Source organism: Pontibacter diazotrophicus, from assembly GCF_003367245.1.
GTDB lineage: Bacteria > Bacteroidota > Bacteroidia > Cytophagales > Hymenobacteraceae > Pontibacter > Pontibacter diazotrophicus.
In genome coordinates, this window is record NZ_QRGR01000001.1 from 377,102 (window position 1) to 395,144 (window position 18,043).

10 protein-coding genes are annotated in these 18,043 nt (G+C 48.4%); 8 read left to right on the forward strand and 2 right to left on the reverse strand.

The annotated features are described in order from the left end of the window. The first annotated feature begins 294 nt into the window (after positions 1 to 294). The 7 genes from rbsK to DXT99_RS01540 all read left to right on the forward strand — a co-directional run bounded on the left by rbsK (position 295) and on the right by DXT99_RS01540 (position 12,233). Positions 295 to 1,230 (forward strand): ribokinase, encoded by a 936-nt coding sequence (rbsK, locus tag DXT99_RS01510; RefSeq protein WP_115563729.1) that lies wholly within the window; start codon positions 295 to 297, stop codon positions 1,228 to 1,230. A 57-nt stretch (positions 1,231 to 1,287) separates the two neighbouring features. Further along, a complete protein-coding gene (locus tag DXT99_RS01515) occupies positions 1,288 to 2,283 on the forward strand; it encodes a multidrug DMT transporter permease (RefSeq protein WP_115563730.1) in 996 nt (331 codons plus the stop codon). A gap of 237 nt (positions 2,284 to 2,520) precedes the next feature. Continuing rightward, positions 2,521 to 5,604 carry a SusC/RagA family TonB-linked outer membrane protein gene (locus tag DXT99_RS01520; protein WP_246000388.1) on the forward strand — a complete coding sequence of 1,028 codons (3,084 nt, stop codon included), beginning with the start codon at positions 2,521 to 2,523 and terminating at the stop codon, positions 5,602 to 5,604. A 26-nt stretch (positions 5,605 to 5,630) separates the two neighbouring features. Next, positions 5,631 to 7,238, forward strand: coding sequence for a RagB/SusD family nutrient uptake outer membrane protein (locus tag DXT99_RS01525; protein WP_115563732.1), 1,608 nt, complete (start codon positions 5,631 to 5,633; stop codon positions 7,236 to 7,238). Positions 7,239 to 7,493: 255 nt separating this feature from the next. Continuing rightward, the gene (locus tag DXT99_RS01530; protein ID WP_181884993.1) at positions 7,494 to 8,465 is read left to right on the forward strand and encodes a nucleoside hydrolase; all 972 of its coding nucleotides are present in this window, start codon (positions 7,494 to 7,496) and stop codon (positions 8,463 to 8,465) included. Positions 8,466 to 8,616: 151 nt separating this feature from the next. After that, positions 8,617 to 10,407 carry a hypothetical protein gene (locus DXT99_RS01535; protein WP_115563734.1) on the forward strand — a complete coding sequence of 597 codons (1,791 nt, stop codon included), beginning with the start codon at positions 8,617 to 8,619 and terminating at the stop codon, positions 10,405 to 10,407. Positions 10,408 to 10,550: 143 nt separating this feature from the next. Next, positions 10,551 to 12,233, forward strand: coding sequence for a glycosyl hydrolase family 28-related protein (locus tag DXT99_RS01540; protein WP_115563735.1), 1,683 nt, complete (start codon positions 10,551 to 10,553; stop codon positions 12,231 to 12,233). Positions 12,234 to 12,326: 93 nt separating this feature from the next. Here the strand turns inward: DXT99_RS01540 and DXT99_RS01545 are convergent, their stop codons facing one another. Next, the gene (locus tag DXT99_RS01545) at positions 12,327 to 13,799 is read right to left on the reverse strand and encodes a hypothetical protein (protein ID WP_115563736.1); all 1,473 of its coding nucleotides are present in this window, start codon (positions 13,797 to 13,799) and stop codon (positions 12,327 to 12,329) included. 463 nt (positions 13,800 to 14,262) lie between these two features. Further along, positions 14,263 to 16,677, reverse strand: coding sequence for a TonB-dependent receptor (locus DXT99_RS01550; protein WP_115563737.1), 2,415 nt, complete (start codon positions 16,675 to 16,677; stop codon positions 14,263 to 14,265). Positions 16,678 to 16,944: 267 nt separating this feature from the next. Between DXT99_RS01550 and DXT99_RS01555 the strand changes: the two genes are divergently transcribed. After that, positions 16,945 to 18,042, forward strand: coding sequence for a sensor histidine kinase (locus DXT99_RS01555; RefSeq protein WP_115563738.1), 1,098 nt, complete (start codon positions 16,945 to 16,947; stop codon positions 18,040 to 18,042). The last annotated feature ends 1 nt before the right edge of the window (position 18,043 follow it).

Here is an 18,043-nt window from a genome sequence, read left to right on the forward strand (position 1 = left end):
ATAACACAATAGGTTCAGAGGACTGGTATCACTTAGGAAACCTATTCTATTAAGGTTACTGTCCTTTTTTCGGTTGAAATAATTCCAGTTATAAAATTTAAAGTGCTAACATAAGTTCTTGGGATTAGCTAATGTTTTTCACTAGCCTTACTCTGTAGCTTAACAGGAGCTTGTTTTTGCCTGATTTGAGGGGAAGAGGCGTCTTAGCTTTAGCTAAATGTAGATAAATGAGTTTCGGGGGAAGTACTGGTGTAACTATATTCAGTCAGTCAACAATCAAAAGCAAAGGCAAGAATGTCAGAGACAAGTAGAATATGTGTAATAGGCAGCTCCAACACGGACATGGTGGTGAAGTCTGAGCGCCTTCCTTCTCCAGGTGAGACGGTGCTGGGCGGGCGTTTTTTAATGAACCCCGGCGGGAAGGGGGCTAACCAGGCTGTAGCTGCTTCGCGGCTGGGTGGTCAGGTAAGCTTTATAACAAAAGTGGGAAGCGATGTCTTTGGGCGGCAGGCTTTGCAGCAGTTTCAGCGTGAACGCATTGATACACGGCACGTGGTGACGGACGCCGAGCAGCCCTCTGGTGTGGCGCTCATCAATGTGGATGCAACAGGCGAAAATTGTATAGCGGTTGCCCCAGGCTCTAACAATCACCTGCTTGCGGTAGAGGTGGAGGCAGGTCTTCCGGCGGCAGGCAGCAATGCCTTGGTGCTGTTACAGCTAGAGATTCCGCTAGGCACCGTTGCTTACGCGGTGCGCGAGAGCCATGTGCGGGGCCTGCGCGTGATATTGAACCCTGCTCCCGCACAGGAGCTTCCGCAGGATCTCTACCCTTGCCTGTACGTGATTACGCCCAACGAGACGGAGGCTGAGCTCCTGACGGGGGTGCGGGTGATAGACCTTAATACGGCAGCAGAGGCTTCACGGCGGCTTCTGGAGAAGGGAGTCTCCAATGTGGTGATTACGTTGGGTTCCCGTGGGGCATATTTATACTCCGGTGCAGATGCAGCACAGCTCATACCCGCTCCGCCAGTTACTCCAGTGGATACAACAGCTGCTGGCGACTGCTTTAACGGCGCACTGACGGTAGCGCTCTCAGAGGGGCTTTCTTTAGAAGAGGCGGTGGCTTTTGCCTGCAAGGCAGCCTCTATCTCTGTCACGCGAATGGGAGCCCAATCATCGCTACCGCACCGGCGGGAATTAGAGAGTCTTCCACTGGTGGGCTTGGTGTAGTTTTTTTTGCCTTGTACTGTAAGTGATTAATCAATTTGAATTGATAATAAGTCAGCTATGTTTGTAATTCCTTCCTATTCTTTAGCGGTTATATTCTGTGTCATCACGATGCTATGTTGGGGCTCCTGGGCCAATGCGCAGAAGCTGGCATCCTCAAACTGGCGCTTCGAGCTTTTTTATTGGGATTTTGTGTTGGGTGTACTTTTTGTCTCGCTCCTGTTAGCCTTCACGCTGGGAAGTTGGGGAGGTGAAGGACGCTCTTTTATCCCTGATCTAATGCAGGCAGACTCCTCTGCTCTAGGTTCCGCGCTTTTAGGCGGTATCATATTTAACCTGTCCAATATCTTACTAAGTGCCGCTATCGCCATTGCTGGTATGGCGGTAGCCTTTCCGGTAGGTGTAGGGCTTGCGCTGGTTATAGGCGTGGTCGTAAACTATCTGGAGCTTCCTGTAGGTGACGCGGGGTTGCTATCAGTTGGAGTGGGATTTATTGTGGTGGCTATTCTGCTTAACGCCGGGGCTTATCGTCGTCTTTCACAGGGTATGGGGGGCGTGTCAGGTAAAGGGCTTCTGCTTGCTGTGGTAAGCGGCTGCCTCATGGGGCTCTTTTATAGGTACGTGGCGGCCTCTATGTTCCCTGATTTCACAGTTCCGGAAGCAGGTATGCTGAGCCCCTACACAGCGGTAGTTGTATTTGCTTTAGGAGTGTTCGTCAGCAATATTTTATTTAACACAATCCTAATGCGCTACCCATTCACAGGAGCCCCGGTAAGTTACAGTGATTATTTTGAAGGGAGTTGGGTAAGCCATCTGACCGGTGTGCTGGGAGGCGCTATATGGTGCATTGGCATGGCCTTCAGTATTATTGCATCAGACAAAGCTGGTCCGGCAATAGCTTACGGCTTAGGGCAGGGGGCAACAGTGGTGGCCGCGCTTTGGGGTATCTATATCTGGCGGGAGTTTCGGAATGCCCCTCGCGGAACTCACGCAATGCTTCACCTGATGCTGGCGTGCTATATTGTGGGGCTTACAATGCTAGTGGCTGCCCGTTAGCAGGGCGACCACTAACAGAGGCTATACTTTTATATTCTTTCAAACAAGTGATTAATCAATCATAAGTTGCTTTTGCTTTCGGCGAGAATCAAACTCATTAGATACTATAAATAAGCAATTGACCGGTACAGTTGGTGCACTGAAGCATCTAGTCAAAGATAACTCTAATCATATCTCATTAACCATTAATTAAATTATTCTATGCAACACTTATTACTAAAAGAACTGAGATATTACATGATACTACCTCTCTTCTTTTTATCGATGGCCAGTGCACTAGCACAAAGTGTTCAGGTAAAGGGAAAAGTTACTGATGAAAATGGTATAGAACTACCTGGGGTGACAGTGCTGCTAAAGGGAACCACAACGGCAACGCCTACTGGTGCTGACGGTACCTACTCCCTTGATGTACCAGACGGCAGTGGTACCCTTGTCTTTTCTTATATCGGCTATCAGCCCCAGGAGGTGCCAATCAACAACCAATCTACTGTTAACGTGAACCTGCTTGATGATGCAAAATCCCTGCAGGAAGTGGTCGTGGTAGGATATGGTACACAAAAGAGAGAAAATCTGACGGGCGCCGTGTCAACGGTTAGCTCTGAAGCTATTCAAAACCGTCCGGTTGCTAATGTCGCCACTGCCTTACAGGGAGTGGCCCCCGGCCTGAACATTACCCGTACAACCGGCCAGCCTGGTAATGAAGGAATAGGCATCCAGATACGGGGGGCTACCTCTGCCAATGGCAACGTAGACCCTCTGATTGTGGTGGATGGTGTTGCCAGTCCGGGCGTTACTTTGCAAACCATGAACCCTAACGACATTGCCACCATCAGTGTCCTTAAAGACGCGGCTGCCGCTTCTATTTACGGTGCTCAGGCTGCCGGAGGGGTTATTCTGATAACTACCAAGCAGGGAAAAGACGGTAAAGTTGTATTCGATTATTCGACGCAGGTTGGGGTTGACTGGGCCTTGAACCTGCCGCAGCGTATGGAAACCTGGGAAGAGGCAGAATATTCAAACCTGGCCCGTGCAAATGCCGGGCAGGGGCCGGAGTATACAGCAGAGGAAATCGGGTACTTCAAAGATGGAAGCACTCCCTATATTATCAACCCTGCCGATACAAACAATTACCTGTATTATAACACCGAAAGCATCATCGACCAGGTTGTTCGCAAAAACACTGCTATGCAAACGCACAACCTTTCGGCTAGAGGAGGAACAGAAAAACTGAATTTTATGGCCTCGGTTGGTTTCTATGATAAGCAGGGAATGTTTAAAGTAGGTCCCGACAAAAATGAGCGTTATAATGCCCGCCTCAACCTGGGTGCTCAGTTAACCAAGCACCTGTCCTTGGATTCCCGCATATCCTATACCTTACAGCAGATAGAAACCAGCAGCAACAATATCAGCGGCAACGGCGGGACTCTTTTACACTCTTTATACCGGAATAGCCGAAACCGGTACCCTACTTTTACGCCTGAAGGACGCTACAATTACCAGGGTGCCCAGACGTATGCGCAGCTGGAATCAGGAGGGTATAACAATTACACCCGTAACTTTTTTGATGGCGTGTTTACCCTGCGACTGGCTGAAGTTGTAAAGGGCCTTCAACTGAGAGCCGTATATGGAGTTCAATACCGCCTCGGCGACCGGGAGATATTTGACCGGACAGTTGAAATGTTTAACCGCACCGGAGTGGCATCCCGCTTAAATAACCCGAACTTCTATCAACTCAGAAAAGAACTGGACCATAACAATAACCTTCAGTTCCTGGCGGATTATGATCTTTCCATCGGTGCTAAACATAATTTCCATATACTAGGAGGTTATCAGTACGAAGACATCCGTGGAGAAGACGTAGAAACCCGCACCACTAATCTGGTCAGCAACGATTTACCTTCTTTGGTCCTGGGCGATGACCGCACCAAAACAAACAATCAGAGCATTTCTACTTATGCCTTCCAGTCGCTGTTCGGGCGTTTCAACTATAACTACGACGGGAAATACCTTCTTGAGGCGACCTTGCGCGTAGACGAAAGTTCCCGTTTGGCTCCCGGATTGCGGGTGAAAGTATTCCCTTCTGCTTCTGCTGGCTGGAACCTGCACCGTGAATCGTGGTTCAGCGAAACACTGCCTCTCTTTTATGAATTTAAGTTAAGAGGTTCGTGGGGTACCTTAGGCAATGCCCAGGGCATTGGCAATTATGATTATCTGGCCTTGTTGAACCGCGGAAACAACTTAGTGCTTGGTACACCCGAATCCCGTTCCACTTACTTTTACCAGAACACTGTACCTGCATCCCGTCTATCATGGGAAACCATTGAAACCATGAACGGTGGCCTGGACATGGGCTTTTTCAATAACAGGCTTCAGGCCAGTGTTGATTATTACGTCAAGTACAATCGTAACATGCTAACTCCTATGCAGTTGCCGGCAACCTTTGGGGTAGGGACGCCTAAAGCAAATAACGGTGAACTTAAATCATGGGGCTGGGAAACTGAACTGCGTTACCAGAACACAATAGGCAACAGCTTTAACTATTCAGTGGCAGTCAATGTGTCAGACAACCAGAACGAACTGATGCAATATGCAGGCAGAAGGGTAATACCGCGCGGTGTTGCTTCCATTCTGGAAGGGTATCCGCTTAATACAATCTGGGGATACCAGACGGCCGGTTATTTCACTTCGGAAGCTGAAGTAGATGAGTGGGCCTTTCAGGATAGCCGTGCCGGTGTTGGCGATGTAAAGTATGTGGACTTGGACGGAGACAATAAAATTACCGTCGGCAAAGGAACTCCTGAAGACCATGGCGACCTGGTGTTCCTGGGTACCACCCAGCCCCGCTATTTGTTTGGCTTCAACCTGGCCATGGATTGGAAAGGGCTTGATTTTGCGGTGTTCGCCCAGGGAGTAGGCAAGCGTAACTTTATGCCTAGCAGCGATGTGCTGGAACCCTTGCCATACACCTGGCAGCAGGCGATGGATATTCATCGTGATTACTGGACGCCAGAGAACCCTGATGCACTCTATCCCAGACCTTACCTAGGAGGCCGTCATAACTTTCTGGTTTCTGATAAATGGGTGTTGGATGCCAGCTATATGCGGATAAAAAATTTACAGGTAGGGTACACGCTTCCTGAGGCCTGGACGCAAAAAGCAAGAATAGCGCGGGCAAGGATATTCTTTACCGGGCAAGACCTCCTGACGATTTCGGGCTTGGGTAAATTCCAGGACTACCTGGATCCGGAACAAGCAAATAATACCGGGTCTGCCTATCCGTTTTTTGGCACCGCTGCCATGGGGCTCAATTTAACCTTTTAAGTAGTTGACTCTTAAAAAAACATCATATGAAAATCACGAAATATCCTTTAGTTATTGCCTTTGGGTTGCTGGTGAGTTTAACCGCCTGCGAAATAGAAAGAATACCCGAAACCCAAATCAGCGACCCCTCTTTCTGGCGTTCAGAAAGTGATTTGAGAAATGCCACTAACTATTTATATACCTTTTTACCCGCACCCACCACGGAAGATGTTTGGTCGGATGATGCCTTCGGTACTTCAGCGAACAACATAAGTGACGGCTCCCGGCAGGCTCCGTCTACCGCGAATGATTATAACGACCCATACAAGATTATTCGGGCGGCTAACAATATTATGGAGAAAGCTCCTACCGTACCGGTTACTGAAGATGTATACAACCGCTACATCGCGGAGGCCCGTTTTTTCCGGGCGTGGGCGTATGTGCAGTTATTTCAGAAGTACGGGGCGGTTCCGCTTATACTGAAAACACTGCAGGAAGACTCGCCGGAACTGAATGCCCCTGCTGCTTCACGCGATGAAGTGATGGATGCCATATACAGCGACCTGGATTATGCCAGCACGTTGCTACCTACTCCCACCCAATTGGGAAGTGCCGACTATGGCAGAGTCTCGAATACGGCAGCCATGGCCTTAAAAGCACGGATAGCTCTTTTTGAAGGAACCCGTTCCAAATTTCACAATTATGGTGAGCCTGCCAAACATCTGACCATTGCCCGTGATGCAGCTAAAGCCGTCATAGATAGCCAGGAGCACAGCTTGTTTGGAAGTTACTTTGACTTGTTTCAATATGCGGGAGAAGGCCGGCAGAACAGGGAGAACATTCTGGTGAAACAATTTGGGATTAGCGTTGCTGAACAGGTTGCAAACCACAATTTTTCCCGCATCATTGAAACCGGCGCCTTAAACGGCACCAAAAGCCTTGTAGACAGCTACCTGATGAAAGATGGCTTGCCCATTGCCCAGTCTCCTGCCTATCAGGCGCCCAATGCTTCCTATGAGGTGTATGCAGGCCGGGATGAGCGTTTAGCCGCTACTTTCTTTAAGCAGGGAGATGCTTTTATTTCTAATGCCGGCTATACTGTTCCGCCTCTTCAGTTTCACAAAACAGGCTTTGGTACCCGGAAATATTTTGACCGAACCGATTGGTCTAACCAGCGCTCCTTCATAGACCGGTCCATCATCCGCTATGCGGAGGTGCTCCTCATTTATGCTGAAGCCACCTTTGAGTTGCAGGGCAGCATCAGCGATGAAGACCTGGGTTTAACGATCAATAGTTTACGCCAGCGGGCCGGTGTAGCCGAGCTAACCAACAGTTTTGTTGCCGAGCATGGCCTTGACATGCGGGACGAAATACGCCGGGAGCGCCGGGTAGAGTTAGCTATGGAGGGATTTCGCTATTGGGATATTATGCGCTGGAAAATTGCTGAAAATGTGTTGGTAAAGCCGGTTTTGGGTATGTATTACTTCCAGGGAGAGTTTAACACCAATGTAGCTGTACAGCTTGACCCGGAAGGGTATTTGTTACTTCAGGATGCTGAGTTCCTGAGTTTTGACCCCGGCAGGGATTATTTGTGGCCCTTTCCTATCAACGAATTGGGCTTAAACCCTGGCTTAAGTCAAAATCCAAACTGGTAGTTCAGCTGCAGAAAACCGGAACAGCAGGCATCTTCTTGTTTTTAGCATGCCTGCTGTTTCTTTTCAAAATAGATAATGTTTTCCTTCCTGTTGTAAAAAAAGATATGCAGGCAGGTTGCAGGTGCTGTCACACATAAATGATTGCTTTATTTTTAGAGCTTTACTATTTAATCAACAAAGATGAATAAGAACACATTATTAGGTTTGTCAGTTATATGCAGTAGCATCTTGCTCGGCGGTTGTACATCAAATAACATGGGTGCATCCAATAGTGACAAACCGGTTAAAATAATCCTGGACAGTGATATTGGCCAGGATTCCGATGATGCCGGCGTAATGGCCCTGCTGCATCAGTTTGCGGATAACGGAGAGGCCGAAATATTAGCGACAATGTTCCCGATGCAGGACCCGATGGGAGCGCCTGCCATGGATGTCATCAACACCTACTATGGCCGCCCGGATATTCCAATTGGTACTTACAAGGGCAACTACGAGTACAAAGGAAAACTCTTTGACCATTATAATACCAAACTGGCCGAAAAATTCCCGCATGATCTGATGCATGGCAAGGATGCCCCGGATGCGATTGCGCTCTACCGGAAAATATTAGCCAAACAGGCCGACAGAAGTGTTGTGATTGTGGCGGTAGGGCCGGAACGGTTGCTGGCTGATTTGTTAAAGTCCACACCTGACGGTTATAGCAAGTTAAGCGGCCATGAGTTGGTGAAAAAGAAAGTGAAGTTCCTTTCTGTGATGGGAGCTGGCTTTCCGAAAGGGGATGAATGGAATGTTAAAATAGCCCCGGATGCCTCTAAGCTGGTAGCGGAAACCTGGCCCACCCCCATTGTGTACAGTGGCTACGAAGTAGGAAACGCTGTCAGAACAGGTAGCCGCCTGCTCACGGAAGCCCCTGAAAACAGCCCGATACGGGCATCTTACGAAAATCATCCGTTTGTAGACAAAGTGACCAAAGACCGCCAGAGTTGGGACCAAACTTCCATGCTTTATGCTGTAAGAGGAGCTGAGGATAACTGGACACTGGAAAGCACCGGGTATAATTATATAGACGAGTCGGGTAAGAACGAGTGGCGCAACGACACAGATAAAGACCACAGTTACTTAATTTTGCAGAAACCGGAAGAAGTAAAGAAAACCATTGAAGATCTGATGGTCGCACCGCCTGCCCAGAGAAAGGCAAACCACACGTTCAGCTCACAAAAGGATTAATCCTGTCACACCTGTGCCATGCTGTAATTTAACACTTACTTATTAAAGACAAGGCAGAAGTATTTCGCAGTTTTATCTTCATTTATCTAAAGTCAATCAGGACCTGAAGTAAAATGCGGCCTCAAAATGTGTATTATTATTATCTTTTTCAATGGTTAAATTTCTTGCCCTCAGTTTATTACTTGTCACATTTAGCGCTTGTGCCCAGACAGCCACTCATGTTCCCTACTGGAATACCAACACCCAACTTATTCCCTGGAGGCTTCCGCTTGCACCAACTATCGCCGCTTTAGAATACATCGATTTAGATGATGACGGAGACCCTGATGTGCTCAGGGGGATGGTGAACGACTCTATTCCACTCATGTGGATCGACGACGACGATGATATGGAAGTTGGGGATGTGGAGGGAGACACGGACAGCGACTGCCTGTTACTGGATTTAAACCGCGACGGACATTTTGCTGGCCCTCAGGATCTAAGCATTGACTGGAACGATGAAGATGGTGACGGTATAGCCGACATGCAGTTGGTCGTGAGGAACGGAAAGGCTGCAACCCGTAACTTCTTTGATTGGGAGGCTGATTACATGTACGTGATGGATTTTGACAAAGACAAGATCATGCACTACATCGATTGGAACATACTGAACATTCAGGCCTGGGAAAAAGATGGTCATAGTAATTTCTTCACCGATTATCATGGCAATTCACTATTCATGAAAATGCATGGCTCCAGTTATCGTATTGGGGACCTTCGCTATAATTGGGAAAATCCGTTCATCTTTTATGACAAGGACGAAGACGGCCTTACTGAAATGGCTATCAGATTAGTAGATACCCCCCTGTTCAGGCCGAAGGATAATAAGGATACAACCTTTCATCAGGTAGATAAGGAAATCGATATTCTGTACTCCAAGAAAATAGACCACGTTTCTTTTACCTTCGACCTTGATAACGATAACGGGCCAGGTAATGAGTTCGACTTTGATATAAGCCTTAATTTTAGAGGCCCTGGTTTTGATTACACCGACCAGAAACATTCCTTTAGCAGTCTTAGAGGGCTTCCGGAAGCGAACAAGTTCTTTTATGACTCCCGATGGCGCAAAGTAGATGAACTCTACTACCCTGACCAGGACAATGCCTGGAACCTCATATTTAACCGGGGCCAATGGAGCCAGTGCAGTTTTGTTTTTGATGAGGATGATGATTGTAACCGATGGGAACGGGTTGAATTTTATGAGCCAAAGGATTTATTTAAAATAGGTAAAAACAAAGGGGGCCTGGATAATAATGCCCAGGCTGATGCGGCGGGTGACCGGGGTGAGTGGGACACAGACTTTTCGGGAAAAGGGCAACTTTATGTAGGTGCTTTTGATGGCAGAATTCACCTTTATGGGGCTGAGTGGGGAGCCTGGAGAATAGACCAGACCGCTTACTCTTACCAGGGGTTCGGTGGCTTATACAACCGATGGAGGCCAGAGCGTACGCAAGTGGAGCCAAAGACGTTCGGGACAGTAAAATACACCGACACCAATAACAATGGCTTTATAGATCTGGTTGAGTATGATCTGGATGGCGATACCTTATTTGAGGATCGTGTTTCGCTGCTGGAATTAGGTGTTGATGACCGGAATGAGATCATTCCGACATCTCAAAATAATTATGAGGATTTTCAGGCGCTTTTCTCAAGTGTAGCTGAAAATATGTGGGCCAGAGCCAATGACGCTGTAAGTGTGGCCAAAAAATACAAGGTAGATACCAGCCACTACGCCTTTTATATGAAACCGCATAGCCTGCACCAGAAATACGACTATGGCTATTGGCTCAATTTCTACATATACCAGGATTTAAGGCATGTGGCTAAGTTGAAGAAAGATAAGTCGCTACTTGCATCTATAGATAGAGCATATTATTCAGGCAAATGGAAATCGCTTCAATAATTCTTGTCACTGTAGTTTAGTATCAGATGTTACGATAAAGCACGCTAGCTTTTGCCAAAAGAAGAGGCAGGAAAGTACACAACTGCTTTTTCTTTTGATTCTGAAAGGCTAAAGTGCAATAAATGAATGCTTAAAGAGAAACTATGGGAAAAACAGCACAGCTGCTTATATGCTTCATGGTTTGCCTGGGGGTGCATGCCCAGGCACAGACATGGCGCAGCGAGCTTTACCCGCAGGGTTGGCAGCCACCTATAGAAGCTGATTTCTACTCTGATAAGCTGATTCAGGATTTCTCCTACGCCGGTTATCATCGGGGAGAAAAAGAAATACCCTTCAAAGCACGGGCAGTACTGGATGTGACTAAGCCACCTTATAACGCAGACAATACCGGTACCCTGGATGTAACGGCTATTCTTCAAAAAGCCATTGATGATGCCGGCCAGCGAAAGCAGGGCGGGGTGGTCTATCTGCCGAAAGGCACTTACCAGGTAAACCCGGTAACAGATAAGAATTATTGTTTGCGCATAGCCCGTTCGCATGTGGTGTTGAGAGGAGCCGGGCCCGGAGAGACGTTCCTGTATAACGCGTCTTCCAACATGCGCAGTAAAGCCATCATCAGCATTGAGAACGGTAACTCCTGGACCGGGACCGGGGAAAATAAAACTCTTCTTACAAAAGACCTTCTGAAGCCAACATCAGTTATTCCGGTGCAGCAAACAACCGGTCTCAAAGTTGGCGACTTAATCATCATCCGGAATTACATTGACAACAATTGGATTGAAAAGCATAGGATGCTCGATTACTGGAAAGACAAAGGCAATAGCCTGCACGGGCAGTTGTATGGGCGGCAGGTGGTGGCTATAAATAAAAGAGCAAAGGAAATAACGCTTGATATACCCATTCGGTATGCCCTGGAAACTGCGCACGGAGCCGCCCTGTATAAAGCGCCGCCAATGCTCACGGAAGTAGGGGTGGAGTATATGTCCATCGGAAACAGGCAAAGCTTTGTAGAAGGAGACTGGTCAGAGGAATCGTACCGTGATGAAAAGAATGGTTCTTATCAGTGCCATGATTCCTGGGCCATTGCAATTGCCCACTTATACAATGGATGGGTCCGGCAGGTGAATTCTTATCGCCCGGAGGGGAATAGCTCTGATACCCATGTGTTGTCTAACGGCATCAAAGTCTGGCAAACCATGAACGTGAGCATTGTAGACTGTAGTTTTAAGAACCCGCAGTATGGTGGCGGTGGCGGCAACGGATATATGTATCGGGTGATGGGGAATGAAACCTTACTTCAGGGTTGCGTAGCTGATTCAAGCCGCCACGGATTTGTGTTGTCGCACATGTCAGCTTCCGGCAATGTGTTTTTCCGCTGCCTGGATAAAAACTCCGGAAGCCAGAAAGGGCTGGTGGGGTATCAGAAAACAAACGGCAGCGGCAGCGATCACCACATGCACTTCAGCCATTCCAACTTGTTTGACCAATGCACAGTCGAAAACAGCTTCTTTGCTGCCGGCTGGCGAAAGTGGGGCGGTTCTACCATTCACGGCCTCACAGGAGCACATAGTGTGTACTGGAATTTGAGCAGCAATGGCTCGCAGGCAGAGGCAGTACAGACCCAGCAAGGCCGGTATGGTTACGTTATCGGAACGTCCGGCAGTAAACCCGGAGTGCGCACATCGGCATGGCAAGCTGGAACAGAATTTATAACAGCGCCAGAAGATTTTGTGGAGGGAAAAGGTGTGGGCAACACCTTGGAACCGCAGTCGCTCTTCCTGGATCAAAAAAGCAGGCGGTTGCGAAAGAACGATAGCAAGAAATAAATTCACTCTGTTTCCTTAACAGAGCAGGGCAGTTGCAAAAGCCACAACATTAAAGTTGGCTAATGTGGAGGGCGAAGTACAAGCCGTTACACTTTAAGCAGGTGATTTAACGGGTCGTAAAGACAGCACCCATTCCTGAAGCCCCAGTTCCAGAATAAGCTGCTTTTCAAACGGATCCTCCAGCAGCGGAAGGAGCTGTTCCGGCATGACTCCTACGGACCTGTTCCGGAGCCACTGTTTGACATGATTAAACACAAGTTGCTCCACCTTATACCAGCTGTGTTCTGCTTTCAGTTTACGCTCGCTGGAACGGATCTCATAATGCAGGTAATCTGTGTTATCAAGCGCCAGGTGAATGAGCAAATTCATAAGGCGGCAACTTACGTAGAGCAGGCGATTCAAAGAATTGCTAGGTTGGTTTAAAGCACGGTTAATATACTTAAGGGCGGTAGAGTAGGCTCCTGAGCTATACCAGACGCGAGCTACAGTCAGGCACAACTGAGCGTGTATATGGATGGGGAGCTGGTCAATTTCCTTATCCAGAGAGGCTGACCATTGCTGGACTAACGCCACTGCCTGCCCATGCTGCCCCTGGTTAACAGCACGATGCAGTTCATGTTCGAGCACCTGGTACTCTATCGAAAGAGCAAAGCTTCCTGATATTTCGGCGGTAGCATTTAAACGTTGAAGAAAAAATGTCATTTCTTCATAATACTGCATGCGCCGCAGGTTGTGCAGGATGCCATTTAAAAAGTGTACATAGTAGAGCGGGGTGTCCGCCCACAGATGAACGTTCTGCTGAAATAGCTTATCCAGGTCATAAGATACTTTTAAACTACCTTCCGGATCACCGGTCATTAGAAAGTAAACAGACTGGAACTGCAGGTGTAGTTGCTGGGATTCAAAGGACTGAAATTGCTGGCTGTTCAGGATCATGTGCTCTTCGAGCAACAGGTCATTCAGTTGTGTGCTTTCCCGTAGGCTGCGGACGGTGCCGCTTTTCCAAAAGCGTATGAGCAAAAGCTCGTAAAGAGAAGCATGTTGATGTATTGTGCTCAACTGCCCCTGTAGTTTGTTTATCTCTTCCTGTTTCTTGATCAGGGTGTTTTCGTCTACTCCAATGAACTGCAGTTGGATGAGGTGCTTTATCTCGCTCTGGGCAGCCAGGATAAAGAAAGTGAACTTCTCGTATTTCAAAGCCGTGCTTTGGGCTTTGTGCAGCTGTTGGAAGCTTTCATCTACAAGTCCTTTGTTGAAGAGTATCGTGCTGTCCTGTAAGAGGTTCATCAGACGTACTTCTACTTGTTTTTCCATCTGAAAATTGCGCAGGCTTTTCATCAGCACCCTGTAGAGGTGTTTCCGGGCAGGCTCGACAGAGGTACCCGGAAACTGCAGGGCTATGTCTTTCTTCAAAGCTGAATCGAAAGTATGGTGCAGTTCCAGTAGATCGAATAGCTTCACATATTCTTTCTCTCCGCTTTGAAGGGAAACACTCAGGCGGAAATATCTTTTTTCAGGTTTGGTAAGCGAATGAACAAGGGAAAAGAGGGAGGAAATTGAAGTCATGGGATTAGCTACATGATAGTCAAAATATTTGTCTAATTAGCTTTTAATCGTCAGGGAGAAAGCGTTTCTTTCTTTACTGCATTAGCTAATATAAAGTAAATTAGCTGTATTTGAAAGTAAGTAATTGCTAGTATTGGTTTGCAGGAAAGAAGATTAGCTTTATAAAAGTCCAAACCATCCCTCCTATGCAATAATCGCTTATAAAGGTATATTGTCCTGTTGCCCTTTCAATTCTCATACAGGCAGGATGCATGCCAGGGAAACAACAGTTCGCTCCTTTAAAACGGGTGACACAAATGGTTCCCAGCCTCATGTTAATGCTGGGCAGTTGGTTGAGCACATCAGGTTGCTCTGATGGAAGATTTGACAGCAAGCTTCCGGCTACCAATCCGGTGCATCGCTCCTGCCAGCCCTAAAACGGGTTCAAAGGCCAGTCTACTGGAGCTTTTTATAGAAGGGGAAATCAATAGTCACCTTGCTCTATTGGTCTGCCTTGTTTTTTCGCCTGGTGGAGGCGGTAGTTGAAGGTCAGGTTGATTTGCCGGCGTCTGCCCTGCGAATCAATTTCTGTGTAGAAGTTCTCGCCTTCTGTTATGGTGCGGAAACGGCGTGAGTTAAATACATCTATGACATTGAGTGTAAGCGTGCCATTGTTCTTCAGGATATCTTTGTTTACCGCCAGGTCGAGAGTGGCAAGGGCTTTGCGCCTGCCTTGTGGCAAAATCTGAGGTGCTTCATAGTTAGCCCGCAGCTGAAAGTCTGCGTTGTCCCAGAACGAAACGCGTGATGTTACTCTGCTAAACCAGCTGTAGGTGTCGCTTTGGAAGTCAGTATCCAGGTTGCTTCCGTCCGTGATGGCTCTAAAAAAGTTAAAGCTTCCATCCAGTTTCCACCACCTGAGGGGTTCGTAAGTGCCGATAAACTCAGCGCCATAGGCATTCTCTGAGGCAAGGTTTTCGGGCAGGGTGGTAGAAAAGCCCTGCTCGTTTACCCGGCGAATACGCAGGACTTTGCCGGTTGTGTGGCGGTAGTATAAAGAGGAAGAAAGCGAGCCTCTTGTAAAGTACTTCATATGCCCTACCTCAAATGAGTTTGAAAATTCCGGGTCGAGGTCGGGATTGCCGCTGAAGAAATTCCGCCTGTCAGTAAAGGTTACAAAGGGGCTTAGGTCGAAGTAGCTTGGGCGGCGCACCCGGCGGCTGTAGCTGACCTGCAGGGAGTGCTGGTCAGGTAGTTGGTAGGTGATGTGCGCGCTGGGGAACAAATTCGCATAATCGCGCGGATTCACTTCTTCGGTCTGTCTTAGCGTAGTTGTTACGTCGGTCCACTCTGCCCGGAGCCCCACCTGGTAGGAGAACTTATTAACCTTGTTGCCAATGATTCCATAGGCCGCGTGTATGTTCTCCTCATAGAGGAAGCTATTGTTGAGGCTGTCTAAGGGGCTCCACACACCACTGCCGGTTTGCTCTGACACGGCATAGTTGTTCGTCATGTCGCGGGAGCTGCTGCGCAAGCCCGCCTCCAGCTTTCCTTCTTCCCCAAACGGATACACGTAGTCGATCTGCACGAGCAACTGCTTCTCCGTTTCATCGTTGAGCGAGCGCTGCAGCAGAACTGGCGCTTCAGGGGTGCTGCCGTCGGAAAGAAAGGCTCTTTCAGTAAAGTACTGGTCTGATTCCTCCCAGTTGTCCAGGTAGCGCAAATCGGCAGTCAGTTCATGGCCTTCCCGGGCAAAGGTTCTTTTATAGGTCAGGGAATACTCTGAGTTGGGCTCGGTTTCTGTTTCGTCCTGCGAGCGGCTGATGATGCGTTGCAGGTTGGAGGTGTTGAAGAGGTAATCCCGGTAGATGATGTTAGAATAGCGCTTGCCCTTGCTCAGGCGCCAGGTGTAGGCCCCGGTCAAAACGTTTTTCTCGTCAAAGAAATAATCGGCTCCGCCGCGTATACTGTGGTTCATGCCTTCCTGCCTGTTTTCGGAGGTTTGGCGGGTGATAAAAGTAGTGTCATTCTCATACAGCTCCTGGTACAATGTACTGTTGCTCGGAGTGTTCCGGTAGGCGGCAGCGTAGTTTACGAAGAAGTTCAGGTCCTTGCGGCGGTAGTTGACGTTGGCCGCTGCCCCAAAATTGCTCGGGTAACCGGTTATGATGTCGAATGACCCGTTGAAGCCTGCTTTGCGCTCTTTTTTCAGAACAATGTTAATGATCCCCGCCATTCCCTCGGCTTCGTAACGGGCAGAGGGATTGGTGATGACTTCCACGCGCTCAATGAGGTTGCCCTGCAGCTGCTGCAAACCACTGCCGCCTCCCATACTCACCAGTCCGGAAGGTTTCCCGTCGATCAGGATACGCACGTTGTTGCTTCCCCTCAGGCTTACGTTGCCCTCCACATCAACAGCCACGGAAGGCACGTTGCTCAATATATTCACAGCAGTGCCCCCGGCATTCGCCAGGTCCGTTCCTACATTAAATATCTTTTTGTCCAGCGACAACTCCATCGTGCTTCTCTCCCCCTGCACCACAACTTCCCGCAGCACTTCTGTATTGCTGGTTAGCTGGACCATCCCCAGGTCAACGTCCTGGTTTGTAACACGGATATCTGGTATTACTTTCTTATCAAAAGACAAGAAGGTAACCAGCGCATAGTAGGCACCGGGCCTGGTGCTTATCTCGAATCTGCCTGCATCATCAGACGTTGCTCCTGAAACCATGCTGGAGTCCTGCTTCGCAAACAAGACGACACTGGCATAGGAAACAGGATTTTTCTGCTCATCCACCAAAGTGCCTTTGATAAGGAGCTGATTGGCTGGACCTTGGGCAAGAGCCGCAAAAGACATCAGAGAGAGTAGAAGGCTGACAAAGAAGAATAACTTGTTCATTTGTTTAACTTAGAGTAGGTGTACACTAAAGTAAAGGCTCCTTCCGTGTAGAAAAAACACAATAGACCCAACGCATTTATACACCGACCACACGCTTACCTGAACCGATGAGTGGTACAGACCGGTATAGTCGACTGTAACCGTTTGGTGGTAGACAAAAAACGCTCGTCTGGTCGGTACATACTGCTTTCCCATAGATTATTTTAGCGCCTGCCAAATGGCTGATGTATATTTAGGGGAATTTCTTTGCTCGTGAAAGCTACACAGATGCCCAACCTTTCGCTATACCGCTATGTCTCTCCCTTGCTGCATGTTTTAGTGTGGGTGTCACTGGCGGCAATGCTTCTTATATTTCAGCCGCTTGTGTGGGACGGTAGCCTGCCTGCTGAATTCTGGATAAAGCAGGGTATACTGTTTTGTATGTGGTTGAGTGCCTATTACCTGACGACGTTGGTGTGGGTGCCAAAACTTTTGTTTGAAGACAAGACAGGACTTTTCATCCTGGCTATACTTGCTACAGCGATTGCTATAGTGCTCCTCATCTGGCAAGTAGAGCTGTGGTTTAACCTGCCTCAGCAGATGCAGCAAATTCTTCATCCGGAAGGAGGCAGGTCAGGTGGAGACGGCTCCAGGCTGAAGTGGATGATAGCAGCCCTTTTTGCCGTTACGCTGCTGGTACTGGGCATTGGCACCAGCATTACCGCTGTGCAGAAGTGGCAGGCAGATGCGCTGCTCCGGAAAGAGGAAGCTTTGCTTCGTAAAAGCCTGGAGCAACAGAAAACCAGTTCGGAGCTCTCCTTCCTGAAGGCGCAAATCAACCCCCACTTCTTCTTTAACACGCTCAACAACATCTATTCGCTCACCATGTTAGATGTAGGCGCTTCCCAGCAGGCACTGCTCAGGTTATCGCGGATGATGCGCTACGTCCTCTATGAGACACAAAAGGACACAGTGCTGCTGAGCCAGGAGATAGCCTTTCTGAAAGATTACATCGAGCTCATGCAGCTGCGGCTTTCCGACAGGGTGGAAGTAGCGTTTAATGCACCGGGTCCTTTAAAGGAAGCAACTATTGCCCCTATGCTACTGCTGCCTTTTGTAGAGAATGCCTTCAAGCACGGAGTAAGCGCCCTGCAGGGCAGCCGTATCTACATCGCCGTCCGCCAGGAACAGAAAGCCTTGGAGGTGGAAGTTCGCAATACCCTGTTTACAGAAAAAGACAACTCGCTGGAGGAGGGTAGTGGCATTGGGTTGGTGAACACGCGCCGGCGCCTAGACCTGCTGTACCCCGGCCGCTATACCTTGTCGGTGAACGAAGACACTGCGCAAAACGAGTATCAGGTGAACCTAACACTCGGCCTGTCATGAA